General features: G+C 60.9%; 11 protein-coding genes and 1 pseudogene. 1 reads left to right on the plus strand and 11 read right to left on the minus strand.

What is annotated here, in order from left to right:
• Nucleotides 1-7: 7 nt before the first annotated feature.
• The 11 genes from B0I08_RS01595 to B0I08_RS01655 form a co-directional block, all read right to left on the minus strand.
• Complete coding sequence (locus tag B0I08_RS01595) at nucleotides 8-1,099, minus strand: hypothetical protein (RefSeq protein WP_106209143.1); 1,092 nt, start codon at nucleotides 1,097-1,099, stop codon at nucleotides 8-10.
• Nucleotides 1,096-1,455 (minus strand): hypothetical protein, encoded by a 360-nt coding sequence (locus tag B0I08_RS01600; RefSeq protein ID WP_106209145.1) that lies wholly within the window; start codon nucleotides 1,453-1,455, stop codon nucleotides 1,096-1,098. The genes B0I08_RS01595 and B0I08_RS01600 overlap by 4 nt, the downstream gene beginning before the upstream one ends.
• Entirely contained in the window at nucleotides 1,455-2,888 is a 1,434-nt protein-coding gene (locus B0I08_RS01605; protein WP_106209147.1) for a hypothetical protein, read from the minus strand. Before B0I08_RS01605 ends, B0I08_RS01600 begins: the two co-directional genes overlap by 1 nt.
• On the minus strand, nucleotides 2,881-3,333 hold the full coding sequence (locus B0I08_RS01610; protein WP_146134291.1) for a hypothetical protein: 453 nt from the start codon (nucleotides 3,331-3,333) through the stop codon (nucleotides 2,881-2,883). The genes B0I08_RS01605 and B0I08_RS01610 overlap by 8 nt, the downstream gene beginning before the upstream one ends.
• 98 nt (nucleotides 3,334-3,431) lie before the next feature.
• A complete protein-coding gene (locus B0I08_RS01615) occupies nucleotides 3,432-3,863 on the minus strand; it encodes a hypothetical protein (protein ID WP_106209151.1) in 432 nt (143 codons plus the stop codon).
• A gap of 11 nt (nucleotides 3,864-3,874) precedes the next feature.
• On the minus strand, nucleotides 3,875-4,249 hold the full coding sequence (locus B0I08_RS01620; protein ID WP_146134292.1) for a hypothetical protein: 375 nt from the start codon (nucleotides 4,247-4,249) through the stop codon (nucleotides 3,875-3,877).
• Entirely contained in the window at nucleotides 4,239-4,865 is a 627-nt protein-coding gene (locus tag B0I08_RS01625) for a head-tail connector protein (RefSeq protein ID WP_106209155.1), read from the minus strand. The genes B0I08_RS01620 and B0I08_RS01625 overlap by 11 nt, the downstream gene beginning before the upstream one ends.
• 79 nt (nucleotides 4,866-4,944) lie before the next feature.
• Entirely contained in the window at nucleotides 4,945-6,558 is a 1,614-nt protein-coding gene (locus B0I08_RS01630; RefSeq protein WP_106209157.1) for a phage major capsid protein, read from the minus strand.
• Nucleotides 6,559-6,567: 9 nt separating this feature from the next.
• Nucleotides 6,568-7,605: a phage portal protein gene (locus B0I08_RS01635; RefSeq protein ID WP_106209159.1), complete on the minus strand. Its 1,038-nt coding sequence runs from the start codon at nucleotides 7,603-7,605 to the stop codon at nucleotides 6,568-6,570.
• Between the two features lie 58 nt (nucleotides 7,606-7,663).
• Nucleotides 7,664-9,316, minus strand: a complete 1,653-nt coding sequence (locus B0I08_RS01640; protein ID WP_106209161.1) for a hypothetical protein — start codon at nucleotides 9,314-9,316, stop codon at nucleotides 7,664-7,666.
• Between the two features lie 2,179 nt (nucleotides 9,317-11,495).
• Nucleotides 11,496-12,932, minus strand: a complete 1,437-nt coding sequence (locus tag B0I08_RS01655) for a recombinase family protein (protein ID WP_106209166.1) — start codon at nucleotides 12,930-12,932, stop codon at nucleotides 11,496-11,498.
• Nucleotides 12,933-12,976: 44 nt separating this feature from the next.
• Here B0I08_RS01655 and B0I08_RS18130 point away from each other — a divergent pair.
• Nucleotides 12,977-13,678 (plus strand): annotated as a pseudogene (locus tag B0I08_RS18130) (ComEC/Rec2 family competence protein); the annotation flags it as partial.

A 13,678-nucleotide genomic window follows, 5' to 3' on the forward strand; every position in this document is an offset into this window, starting at 1 on the left:
CGGGTCCTTAGTTGGTGATGTCGCGGGGCGTGACGGTCATCACGGAATCGGGCAGTGCGAACGAAACAGCGGAAAGAAATCCGCTGCGGTTGTAGATCCCGGGCAGCTCCACCGTGAGGGCCTGCCCCGGGGTTGCGTCGTAGTTGGAGACAGCGCGCGGTGAGAGCGTGATTCCCCGTGCTAGGTTGCGCTGGTTGACGGCAGCAGCTGCGCCGGGTCCCGGGTAGCGGGTCGGCAGGGACAGCAGGCGGGTGCGGCTGAACCCCACGGCGGCGATGTCGTAGCGGGGGAAGCCATCTCCGGTGTATTCGATCACGGTTCCGTCGTACCAATCGGATTCACGGGAGATCGTTTCAGGTGACTGAATTAGCCCCGTGGACGGTGACAGCTCCAAGGTTCCGCCCGGTTCATATGGGCTGGTGGTGAGTCGCCAGACTCCTCGCTCGTCAGAAAAGAGCCGGTACCCCGCTGCCTGCACCATGGGCGCGAGCCAGTCCCAGACTGACACACCGGGGAGCCACTCGGTTGCGTCTACTTCTAGTACGAAATCGGGCGCGTTGATGATCACCGATGCGCCGATGGTGGCAAGTCCGAACTGCACAGCTTGATGTAGAGATCGCGTGAACGGTGCGAGCGCAACGGTTGAGAGGCGCTTGGCGTCTTGTGCGCGGGCTTCGTCTGATGCCAGTGTGAGGACCATCGTCCCAGCAAGGTGATCGATTGTTCGTGACCGAATGCCTAGAAGGAACGTCCGTGTCGTCGCCGGGATAGGAATTGTGTTGAGGCTGAGACCGAACTGAGCCGACATGTGTGCCACGGTGGCATACGTCCCAGCGAGTCCCGAGAGCTTCTCACCGGCCCATGCGGCGGACATTGCGGAGACCGGCTGAGAGGCTGTGAACGACTGTGTGAGCGTCACCTGCACGCGGTCGTCGTCCAGCGGATTCAGTCCGTCGAGGTCATCGGGAATCGAGGCTGTGAGCGTCGCCTGAACGTACGGAGACCATCCTTCGTCCAGAGTCACCCCGGCGCTTTGTAGGGCCAGCTGCGTGCCGTTGGCGGTCAGTGCGGTACCGGTGTGACGGTCGAGGCGGGTCACAGAATCACCTCTGAGTAAGGGACGGTCACGAGCCACTGCACGAGTGTCTGCGGGTCGAGGGAAATGGACAGCTGCCCTGTCGGGACGTACCTCATATTGAGTTCCGGTAGGTCGGTGTCTGCGAGACGGAAAGACCCTGCAGCGGCGTGTGCGGTGAGTGCTGCCCACGCGGTTGCGCGGGTGGCAAACAGCAGCTCCAGTGAACCTGTGCGAAGCGGTGCGGGGAGGAACGTCACGTCTGGGTCGGAGCGTCCGAAGATGGTGTGCACGATGTTGGCGGACTCCCTGCCTGAGGCATATCCCAGCACGAGAGTGGGAGTGATTACGGTCCCGCTCGGTGTAGTGATCGTGGTCATCAGTTCACAGCCGTTCCCGGGCGCAAGAATGTTTGTGCTTCGATTTTGAGGACTCCATAGCCCTTGACCTTGTTCTGTGCCTCCCGGAAGAGAGCCGCTGTGTCGGGCGCTCCGAGTACTACAGTCGGCCCGTCGATGGTGGAGGGGATCCCGTCCTTTAGCGCGCCGGTGTAGCTGCCTGAGGAGGTCTTACCGGCTTCGTTCCAGATGGTCGAGAGGCGAGCCTTCATCTCCGGAGAGGCACTCTCGTAACCCTGCAGGAGCTGCGCGGCGGAATCGACACCAGTGGAGTTGATATAGGCCTTCGCCTGAGCACTGAGGGGCGAGCTGGCGAGGGTGTCTTGGTAATTACGGAGCGCCTCTTGCTTCGCTTCCATGGCCGTGACGTACGCCTCAGTGTCGAATAGTCCCGACTCTTCCGAGATGTAGTCCTCTACAGCCCCGGCTGCGTCGTCGTAGGCGGTGTTGATGGCCTCAATGAGAGCAACTTTGGCTTCCATCTCAGGTCCACCGGCAGCGGCGTAATTGGCCTCTGCTTCTGCAGCAGCATTCGCCTTGTCGCGGGCGTCAAACAGGTAGCTGTTGTACTCCTCCTGAGCAACAATCTTTTCCTGAATCGCCTTAGTCTGCGCCGGGGTGAGGTCGGGCCGGTCGGCCTGAGCCTCAAGCTCTGCGTAATAATCCTTGTTTTTCTGAACTAGCTTGCTCAGCTCGTCCGTGTTGCCTGAGTAGATCTTTGCGAGGTCTTCAAAACTGGAGCCAGCTCGGTCCGCTACGTCGCGGAGGTCGCCCAGATTGGTCGTGCCGTCTTCGGTGGCGGCGGCAAGCTCTTTGAGCTGGTCCACAACGTACTCAAGAGATGGTCCACCCTCCCGGCCTACCTCCAGCAGCTCGGCAGTGAGTGCGCCTACCTTCTCCTTGAACTCGTCAGTCGCTTCCCCTCCCTTGGCGAGGTGAGCGCTAATCAGTCCAATTCCGGCAGCAGCCGCAAGACCGGCGATCATGCCCGCCGGACCGAACCCCGCGAATGCGTTTGCAGCTACTTCTTGGAATGCGCCCACGATGGAATCGGCTGAGCCGTCGAAGGAAGCAGCGGTCTCGCGTGCGGTCCCCGCTGCTTCCTCTCCTACCTCACGAATTCCTTCCTGAGCGTCATCCGTTCCGCGCCGCATGTTGCTACTTACGTCATCCCCAGCTGTGCGGGATGAGCGTGAGGCGGTGTTTGCGAGGTCCTCAAGAGCGCCGTCAAGTCGGCCAGCCTCGCGGCGGCTGTCGTTGAATGCGTCAGCGAGCTGGTCACCAGAACGGCCACCGTCCCGGCCCACGTCATCGAGGCTGTCTGCGACTTCGCCTAGTGCGTCCCCGATGTCCTGAGCGCCGCGTACGGCATCGCGGGTGTTCGCCGCGACGTTGATTGTTAGGGGTTTAGCCATTTGATTTGCCCTCAAGAGCGTCTGAAAGAGTGCGGACAACTGTCTGCGCGTAGAGCGCGAGAACGCGCGGGATGATCTCGTTTGCCGCTGGATAAAAGGCCTTACCTGCGCGGCGTCGAGGACCGAGCTGCACGGATGTGCGGCGGGTCACGCGGTAGGACTTTCCCTTACGGGAGGTGGTCACGTAGGTGCGCTCCGATTGCTGGTCTGCGCCGAACTCCACGGGTCCTGCTGCGGTCTTTGGGTCGAGTCCACCCGCAAGCGGTTTGCCCTTAGATCCGGCTGTGAGCTTCACATTCAAGTTGGTCACGGTGGCCGCTGCGGTGGAGACCAGGACTCGGTGCTGTAGGCGCGTATCCGCGTGCTGAGCCAGCGTGGACTTCCACTCCGGGACGATGGCGGCGCGGGTTGTCTTGCGGATCTGAGATGCGATTGTCTTGTCCATAGCAGCCATCGCGAAAATGATGGCGCGGAGTTCCCGGGATGTGTTGGCGTCTACCTGTAGCACCTCGGGAACTCCTTTCAAATCGAGAAAATGGGTGGTTACGCGGGGACCGCTGCGACGGTCAGGACCGGGCGTCCGATGACTCCGAGAGTGACCGTCGCGGTGGCAACGGCATCGACGGTTCCACCGATGGCACCCGGGGTGATGATGATGGTTGCCGTGAAGGTCGGGACGGTCCCAGTTGCAGCGGTCTGCGGAATGAACTTGGCAACGATGGTCTTGCCTTCGTTCGCTAGCAGGTACTGAGCGAGAGAGTTGGTCGTGGTCCAGTCCTGCGCGTAGGCGAGTTCACAGGTCCACGTTGCGGTGCTTGTGCCGGTGTAGGTACTGGTCGGGGTGAGGCCCTTCCACGTCACCGTGGACGAGTTGGGGGTGAAGGTAACCCCGCTAACTGCGGACTCGTAGGAGTCAGCTGCGACGAGGAATCGTGCGTCCTTCAGGACGATTGGGGCGGTTGCGATCTGAGCCATGAGAGTGGTCCTTAGGGTTTGTCTACGGTGATGGTGAGGTCGAGCACGTAGGCCAGCGAGTCGCCCACTTGCCCCTTCTGGCAGCTGGTCCACGCGATGGAGCCACCGAGTGAATCGATTGCGAAAATCAGGGTCATAACGTCGTCGTCAAGAAGGTCCTCGCTCTTCGAGAAATCAATTCCCGGGGCGATGATCTGAACGATGAACGAGACCAGCAGGGAGCCAAGCGGTGCCTGCGGGTGGCGCACGATTGACTGCTGAGAGATGCGGAGGACGGGAGCTGTCTTGATGTCGAGATCCCGCTCTACGGTGACAATTTCCCACTTCTTCGGCAGCAGCGGTTTGAGCATTTCGGCCAGCTGCGCGCGTACGGTTTTAGAAGACACTCGGAACGCCTCGCTTGGGTCGGAGGAGGTTCTTGACGGTGCGGTCCATCGGGAAGACGGTGACCGTGAATCCCTCAGCATTGATGGAGTCAGAAGCGTTTGCCTTGGTGCTCTGCCAGAGGGCGCGGGCTTGCATAAGTTGGGCTTGCTTATAGTGAGCTGGGACCCATTGCGCGGCTGCTTCGAGGTTCGGTGCGAAGGCGAGGCACTGGGTTTTTGCGGACTCAAGCAGGATGAAGAGAACGTCATCCGGGTCTGGTGCATCGATCCATTGAGACCGCGCGGAGTCCAAAGTGTGCCAGCCGTCTGCGGCCTGAATGACTAGGGGGAGAGCGTTGAGGCGTACCTTGTGGCCGGTAGCGTCAGCGAGCGTAACGAGGATCTCGTACAGCCCGGATGAGTTGAATACAGGCCACGCGAAGTCGATCTCGTCTTCGACAATCGGGGTGCTTGCGATGGTGAAGCTGTAGCCGCTGGCAGTGTCCCGGAAGAGGGCTGTAGCGGTCGTGTACGGGATCTCTTCGCTGTCGTTGTCGAGCTGAACGGTGAACGTTCCAGCGGGCTTGTCAGCCGCCCAGAAAGGTCCAAGCGGATTGAGCGGAGATGCTGTGATCATGGCTTGTCCTTTCAGTTTCGAAAAATGAGGTGGTGCACTGAGGCGGGGTGGAGGGAATCGTCCCCGCCTCAGTGAGTTGCTAGACGGCTGGCGAGACCAGCGCGAGGCCAGAAGCCTTGTTGATGGTCACTGCCGCGTAACCAAACAGAGCCTCATCGAGCTGTCCACGGATCTGGTCGAGCGCCTCGGTGCGGATCGGTGCAGCACCCGGCAGCTCGTAGCTCGTGGCTGCTGCGGAGGTACCAACGAGTACCTTTCCAGCGGCAACCCCGGCGTGAGGAATCACGCGGAAGTTGTCAATGGTTCCGGCCTCAAGACCAAGCGAAGTGTTGAGGAACGCCAGACGGTCGATCTCCTTACCAAGCAGGATGCTGCGGTACACATCCGGCGCGGCGATGGCGAACGATGGGACAGCCGTGGGGATAACTGCCATAGCTCCGTCAATGATGGAAACGAGGCCAGAGTTGGCACCCGCAGGGACTGCCCCGGCAGTGACGGTTGTTGCACCAGCTACCAGAGCGGCGAGAGCTGCGGAGTCGGTCAGGCTTGCGTAGGAGTCGGTCATTGCGGCGAAGTATGCCTCCCAGAAACCCTCGACTGTAAAGTCGCGGAACTCACGCGAGACCGCGTGCCCGCCCGCATAGCGGACAGCTGTGGCGGTGTAAGCCTCGGTGGTCGGGGTGTTCGTCGGAACGGCTGCACCGTCACCGGCCCATGCGGCCATGGTCGGCTTCACGAGCCAACGGAAACCCTTGATCGTGAAGCTGGTCAGCGCTGCCTGCGAGAGCAGAGGAATAACGCGGCGCTCGAAGGTGCGACCGCTCCAAAGCTCACCCAGCCACTGAGGCTGAGGGATTCCGGCAGTCGCTCCGACAGAGCCAGCCGTGGTGATCTTCACATCGTTCAGAGCGAAGAGCGCGGTGTCCTTATCGGGGCGAGCCTCAAGCGACTGAAGGCCGCTGCGGTCGTCGTTGTTGGCGAAGAGTGCGAGAGCCTGTGCGACTTCGCGAAGAGAGGTCCCAGCAGGTGCAGCGGGGGCTTCTAGTGTGGTTCCGGGTACAAGTGCAGCGCCCATTAGGGCCTCGCCTTCTGGGGGTAGTGGTGGGGTGAAGATGGTGGGTTCTGAACCGTCAGCAGTGATGGTCACCGTGGCGGGGATCTCGGTCGCTGAGATGGCAATATCGCCGTCTGCGTCGGGGGCCAGGGGGGCGTTCTCGTCAGCAGCTGGAGCCTCGGGAGCGTCCGGGTCTGGAGCGAGAGCGAAGAGTCCAGCGCCCTCAAAAGCACCGGCTGAGGTGAAGGCCGCACCGGTCAGGATCGCGGAGACGGCGAACAATCCATCTCGCACAATGCCCTTGACCTCAGCGCTGAGCTTGGACAGCTTGCCGCTGGCGATGGACGCTAGAAGCTCGTCGCCTTCGTCAGTGTCGGCAACGGAGAACTCAGCGACTAGACCGGCTTCGGTGTCTTCGATAGAGGTGGCTCGTGCAACCGGCGTGAATCGGTCGTGTTCGATGTTCGCGGAGACAATCGAGACATCCCGTGGAGCCTTCAGAGTGCCCCGGGGGAAGGTGATGGGAGCAGTGGTGAGGCTCTGGCGCGAGGCCTGTCCCCAAGGCATGAGGACTCCACGAACGGTGCGGTCCTTCACGGTGGCGAAAAGCGCTCCACCCTCGATAATGAGATCAGTCATAAGTGGTCCTCAGTCCTCAGTGGGCGCACCGGTAGCAGCTGGAGCCGCCCCGATGAGGTCGGTCAGATCGAAGCGGATGCGCTGCCCGGGAGGCACCACATCATCCATAGAGAGGCGCTGTTGGATGGGTTCAATCCACAGCGGGATCGAGTAGTCCGTGTACTCGCTGCGCTTGCCGTCGGCGGTCTCGTAATTGAGGCTCGCTTTATCGAGCGAGGCGTCCATCATCGAAGTTGGGATTCCAAGGAACGAGCCAACGTCGCCGCGCACTGCGTTGCGGCCTTCGGTGTACAGGTCTGCGGACAGCTGCCCGTGAGTCTTGAGTTCGATCCCGGCTGGCGTGTAGCCAATAGCGCCATCAGGATTACGGCGAGCAATTGACCACGCCTTGACGACTGCGGCAACCTCGGGGTCCGTGAGATCGATGTCACCGCTGGCGCTTAGCTCCATCGCGGGGATGGGGTTTTTGACGCGTCCAACCCACGCTGTCTCTTGGTCCCGCGCACCGCGAAGAGTGCGAGATGCGAGAGTGAGAAGGCCTTCGTGGGGACCGGCGATATAAAGAACGTCTTTTGAATCGACTGAGGCACCGTCGATGAGGATCGTTCCGTTGGTTACGGTCCAGCGCTCAGGCGGGCAGCGGTCGGCGTCGGTGACGTATCCCGCTTCGTCGCGTTCAACGAGCCAGATGGAGCACCCGAAAAAGATCAAGTCCTCCAGAGTCCACGCCATGCGCTGCCACGGGGAGACCAGACCGTCCGTCCGTGAGAGCCACTCAGGCTGCTCAGCGAGGACACCGTTCTCGTCCAGAGCGCGAAGCGGGAGTTTCGGAATGGTGGCTTGCAGGAGGTTCCGGCCCTTCGCGACAGCCGGAATGGAGAGTGCCTCGATACGGGTGAGAGGGAGGTTCTCTAGAGTCCCGAAGACATCCGACCATACAACGGATTGAAGCTCTCCCTCAGACCATGGCGAAGCGATGGAAGCGGTGGGGCCAGCGAGGTAATCGGTGGTCGCACGCGAGAGGCGGAAAGCGGAGAGGATACCCATTTCTTGTAGTATCGGCCGCGCGCGTATATGCCGATCAGGCCATATGTTTACTGGGTTTTCAGTCCCCCATAATGGGCGTTACGGGCACTCGGGGCTTGATCTGGTCGTACGATCTCAAGGCCAAACTTGCCGCTACGACAGCACCTACGTTGTCGGTCTGGTCAGCCATGCCGAAGGCCCAGAATGCGGAAGTCGCAGTGCCGCGCTTCACCACTTTCTTGACTGCCTCAATGAGTTCATCCTGCTGATAATGCACGACATTGCCCGTATCGAGATCCCGCTTGAGAGTCGCGGCGGCTGTAGTCACTTGCGGCCAAGTCTGTGGCTCCATTCGGGGGCGCGGTCGGGCGCGCTGGAGCTTCTCCACCTCTGCCAAGTTCCAGTTTCCTTTTGCGTCATGGACAACGGGGATGCGCGGAAACCTCTTGTTGAGAACCCGGATGGAGTTGTAGAGCCAATCGACTCCCGCGAACTGCGACAGCACGAGGAGGTGGGCCTTCCCATCGACTCGCCACGCGGCGACAATGCAAGCGCTGAGCTGGTCAGGTCGCACGTAAAACGCATAGCGGAACACTGGCGGCAGCTCGGGGATGGCTCCCTCTACACCTCCCGCGAGGAACTTGGCCTGATCGAGGAAGGATGCGCCCCCAACCCGGCCATGAATACCCAGATATTCGCGTGCGAAAGCTAGCGGTTCGAGCTTCCCGAAGTTGCCCTCAATGATGTCTAGGGTGGTGAGCGTCCCCAGCCCGGGGTGTGCAGCCTCTAGAAGCTCGCGAACGTGGCTCTCAGGGAACTCCTCAGAGGGTTCCCAACTCTGGATCTCGGCTTCTGTGGTGGTGTCCGGGGCTGAGTACTCCAGCAGGCCCGATGACTTCGCCTTCTTGCGTCCGTCTTCGAGCGCGTTCCACAGGAGATTGCCCTTCCGGAAAAGAGAGGCAGTCCCCGCGAAGATGAACTGTGCATGTGCCCGGGTGTCGAGTGTGGACAGCGCCCCCTGCATGAGGTCGAGGGACATCACTGCATCCGCCTCTCCGCTCTCATCAATGATGATGAGATCGAAGGCGTCTGAGCGGAACTTGTCACCCTTCGGAGGGAGCACCTGCAGCACACTGCCGTTGTCGAACACGATGCGCTCGCGTCCGGGTGCTTTGACAATCTTGAATGGTCGGTTCTTAGCGTCTGGGAAGACCCGCTCCAGTCCCGGGACGATCTCTCCATGGAACCTCTCGCGAGCCTTGAGAGCTGTGGTGGCGACCGTGTACGCCACGAGATAGCGCTCCCGTGTGCTGCAGCGTCCCAGTGCCCAAGCCAGCAGCGAGGAGGTCTTAGCGGAGCGCCGGGGGAGCATCAGCCCGAAGAACTTGTGACCGAAGTTCAGGGCGTCGCACACGCGGAGCTGCTGCGGTTTCAGCGTCTGGGGGAGCAGAGTGTTCTTGTCGTTCCACGCTTTGGGACCATGCAATCCCATGAGGACAGCACCCGCGAGGAACTCCTCTCTCAGCTTCGTGGTGTCGTCCAGCCCCGAAGAAAATGAGGGTTCGATTCCGCTGTCCCGGTACTCTTCCCAGCTGAGACCGTCAGCCGAGTAGAAGAGATCCTCAGGAGTGGCCTCACCGGAGAAAAAAGTTTGAGGGCGAGCGGCCAGAGTCTCGTTGACTTTCTCAAAAACTTGATTCTGAGTTTCAATTTCTTGAAGTTCGAGAGTCATTTGCTTCCCTTGGGAGTTGGCATGAACGATGGGAATCTCTGAGTTGAAGTCTTACGTTGTGCACGCAACTTGTTACCCAGTGCTGCACCAGCCGACTGGTTACAACCGCGCTGCCCTGCACTCTTGCCGTGACTTGGGCCTAGGTTCTCGCGTGCGTTGATCTCTGCTTCCGTCCATCCCATCCGCAATGCAAGGACTGCGGGAACGATGTGACCGATCTGAAACGTCTGACCAGGCTGAATGAGGCGGCGGCAATCTACGCAAGGTAGGGGCAACTGTGCCTGCAGCTCCGGCTTCAGGACTCTGCGGATGGCAGTGAACGATTTGCTCCGGTGGATGGCGCTCACACTGTGCCCCGTCGTGGTGCTGTGCCTTGAGAGAGGGGGAATTCCGGGGTAAGCGCGGGGAGCTTCTCCATTGGTCCCTTGTACCGTGGGGCGCATTTCTTGCATCGAGTGTTGCGGGCATCAAGCGCCGCGAGGTTTGAGGTTCGGGCCAATGCCAGCGATCCACACTCACACCGCAACGAGACCGCTGAGGTCCCGCTCTTGAACTTCAGGCCTGTCTCTTCAACTACGCGGTGGCCCACTTTCGAGCCAAGGGGGTAAGCAGCTAGGCCCATGTTGTGCAGAGGGCAGGCGGGGCTGCAGAAGCGGGTCTCCCTGAGATACCGGGTGGCAACTGAGATGGTGTTGCCACAGTCGCAGAGCAGGTCCACTGCGGGAAGGTCGAGGCCCGCATACGGGAGGAACCCACCCACGGCGGTCACGGTGAGTTTCTCGAAACGATCTCCCACAGCGGGGCGTAGTGGCTTCCCTGCATAGTGTGCACACGAGCGACAGGCCCGGGTGGGTCTCGTTGCATGGAAGAGTCGAATATTGCGAATCTCGAATTCCAGACCACACTCACATCGAACACGGCAGGAGCGATCTCCCAGCTGTTTCAGTGCAACCTGTCGTGCTGTGATGGCTGCGCGGAGGTCGATCTCAATCACGGTCAGTTGTCCCAATACAAGGCCAACTACTGGCTGGTGTGCGACGTTTGTGTAGTTACTCATTTGTAGATGCCTTGTCCCATTTCGAAGCGCTGCAGCAGATTGGCTGACTCCCGGAGAATTGCTCTTTCTCTCTTCACCTGTACTATCGGCCCGGCCAGCCACGTGATCACCTTGAGCATTTTCATGAAACTGCCTGGTTGCTCGTCAGTAGGTTCTGAGCCTCTTCGATGACTCGGCTGATTTGCTTTGCGGTCATGGGTCGTAGCTGCTCTGCTCTGACCTTCATCCCTGCGGACTTCAAGAGCTTGTAGGCGTATGAGCGTTGTGCCGAAGAGGCAGGCTTGCTGTGCTCGCTGTAGATCCCGACTCTGTGTTGCTGTGTAGCAAAATTCCTCTGGTGATCTTCTTTCAGGGTGGCTTTCTTCACTTGGTTCTCCAGTGTCCAATGAGGCATATTGCCCAGAGGGCAAGTCCGCCCTGTGGGACAGTCAGAGGCTTCGCCACTAGACCCCCGGGAAGTCCCCCTAAGTCTTAGAAAGCCAGTTGTCAGAGAGGGCATGACAATGGCCCTAAGGGCTTCTTAGGGTGTGGACTATGAGGGCCAGTGACAGACGCGTTCTGACTGGTTGGGAGGGCTGTACATCCCTAGCAATGGCTTCTACGGGAGACTGTTGGCGGGATCTGAATCAGTGCCAAGCTGCTGCAACCGGAAGGAAGAGGGGCATTTGTATTGCGTCGTTCCGTCCGAGATCAACTTAACATGGCAAGACGAATTGTGCAATACAAATAACCACTTTGATCAGGGCTTTCAGGCGACATATGCAACCTGCCCGGGCATGAGGAAAGCCCCTCGCCTAGAACTGGACGGAACTGCGGCGGGGGGCTTCTACCTAAAGATTGGAGAACCGTTTAGGGTGACTCCAGAGTAACAGATTTATCGCGTTTGACCTATCGAAGTTTGACTGCAGCTCGCTCGAATTCGCGAATCAATCTGTCCTCTTCTCGGCGCACCGCACGCGCTACCGCATCCGCTTTCCGAGCCTTGAGTCGGGACGCGTCCTCTGCGATGCGAACCGAATAGCCGTGGTCACTCCGGATCGCTATCTTTGTGAGTCTGAGCAGCTGCTGCAGGGTCTCGGGAGTGTACTCGGGCATGCCCCAACTTTATCGTTGTTCACCTATCTAGTTCAGTGAAGTGACCACGCGGTGTTCAATGAGAACCCGCTTAGGGCCGCGTCCCTTAGCAAGCCGGATGTCCAGCAGGAGGGAGACCAATTCGCGCTGCCGGGGGAGTGTGAGGCCGTCGAAGCGCTCGGCGAGCTGCGCCTTCACGGCTGCTGCGTCGTCAATCGACACGGTGGGACCGGCGAACAAATTCCTCTTGATGTCCAGCAGGACTTCCGCGATGACGTTGGCGCTGGTCAGGTCGTTCCGGCGCTGCAAGAGGCCCTCTTCATCAGTCTTGATTGCTTCGAGCTGCGGGCGCACCTGCGCGAGTTTGACGAGTCCTTCTCCCAGCGCCTCAGTTAAGTCATCGCGGCGCTGCTGCAGCTCGCTGAGAGCCTCTGACAAGGCACTGAACGTGGCTCCGTTGGTGTCCATTGGGATGAGATCGCTAGGACCGGAGAGCAGGGCAGAGAGCGCCTCTGCGCGCACCAGGGCATCAACCGGGGCAGCACTCGCGGAGACACAAACCTTCACGGAGCATGCGTACTCGTGAGAGTTCGAGCCGTCGCCCCGGGCTTTACGGTAGACCTTGCCGCCGCACACGTCGCAGCGAATGATGCCGCTCAGAAGGCTTGTCGCTGAGCGCGTGAAAGAGGAGGAGAGCACCTTCCGCTTGGACGCTGCACCCTTGTACAGCTCCCACTGCTCTGGGGTGATGATGGGAGCCCAATTTCCGGTACCAACGACTACTCCCTTGTAGCTGTTGATACCGGCGTATCGCGGGTTGTTGAGGACTTCACGCAAAGCGGTGATTGACCATGGCTTCCCGGTCGCGGTGAGCGTGCCCGCCTCATTCAGGCCCTTGACTAACGCATGCCGGGACTCGCCGCCTTCGTAGTATCGGACGTATAGGTCACGGAGGAGTGCAGCCTCTTCCTCAACGACCACAACTCCCTCAGCGGTGCGCTCGTATCCGTATGGGCGGTGGGAGAAGTGCCATTCTCCCGCTGCTGCGCGAGTGCTGTAAGCGGTGCGCTGGCGCTCGGTGCGGTGCTCGCCTTCGTAGCTACCGACAGATCCCACCATGGAGGCGACCATGCGGCCCGATGGGGTCGAGAGGTCAATCTCACCCGCTTGCACACTCACGATGTTTAGGCCGTGCGCCTTGGCGATATCAACGATCCGGACGAGATCGGCGAGCTTGCGGTAGAGGCGGTCCGGGTGCCAGACAACCACCGTTGAGATCTTCCCAGCCTCGACCAGCGTGAGCAGTTTCTCGAAACTCGGTCGCACTCTCCCCGTGGTTGCGCTGATGTCGTTGTCGGAAAGCTTGGTCGTGACAGTCAGCCCCTGACGCGCTGCGAGGTCTTCACACTCGCTGAGCTGGCGGGAGACACCGGCTGCCTCGCCAGTTTTATCGAGAGACTGTCGAGTGTAGATCGCTGCGGTCATGACTACACAGTAACACTGTGTGACTCAGAAGTCTCAGTCATCTCACCGCCGTCTCGGGAGCCAATTGCGCGATCATCGTTGGCTTGGTGCTGCTCGGTGGCGGGGCGCTCGATCTCGGGCGGGGGCCGCGCGTCGCACTGGCCATCGTTGTCCTCGCCGGTTTCGTGGTGCTGGTAACCCCCGAGCCGAGCGTCCTGCGTGCGTCGGTGATGGCCGGGCTGGTTCTCATCGCGTTTGCCCGGGGCCGCCCGAGCGGCGGACTGCCCATGCTCGGCACCGCGGTGGTGGTGCTGCTGGTCGGCGACCCGTGGATGGCGAGGAGCTATGGCTTCACGCTCTCGGTGCTGGCGACCGGCGGACTGCTGCTGCTCGCGGGACCGCTGGCGCGGCGAATGGCGAGCGTTCTTCCGCTGTGGCTCGCCGCGGTCGTCGCCGTTCCCCTCGCGGCGCAGCTCGCCTGTCAGCCCGTCTTGCTGCTGCTCGACCCGAGCCTGTCCGTGTTCGGAATCGTCGCCAACCTGCTGGCGGCCCCTGCCGCACCGATCGCGACGGTGGTTGGCCTCGCATCATGCCTGCTCGCCCTCGCGTCTCCGCCGCTGGCCACGGTGTTGGCGACGCTCGCGTGGCTCCCGGCCGCGTGGATCGGAGCAGTCGCCCGGTTCTTCTCCAGCCTGCCGCTGGCCCGGCTGCCGTGGATCGGTGGTGGTGCCGGTGCCCTGCTTCTCGCCGCGCTTACCGTGCTGGTG

Source organism: Glaciihabitans tibetensis (assembly GCF_003003265.1).
GTDB classification, from domain to species: Bacteria; Actinomycetota; Actinomycetes; order Actinomycetales; family Microbacteriaceae; genus Glaciihabitans; species Glaciihabitans tibetensis.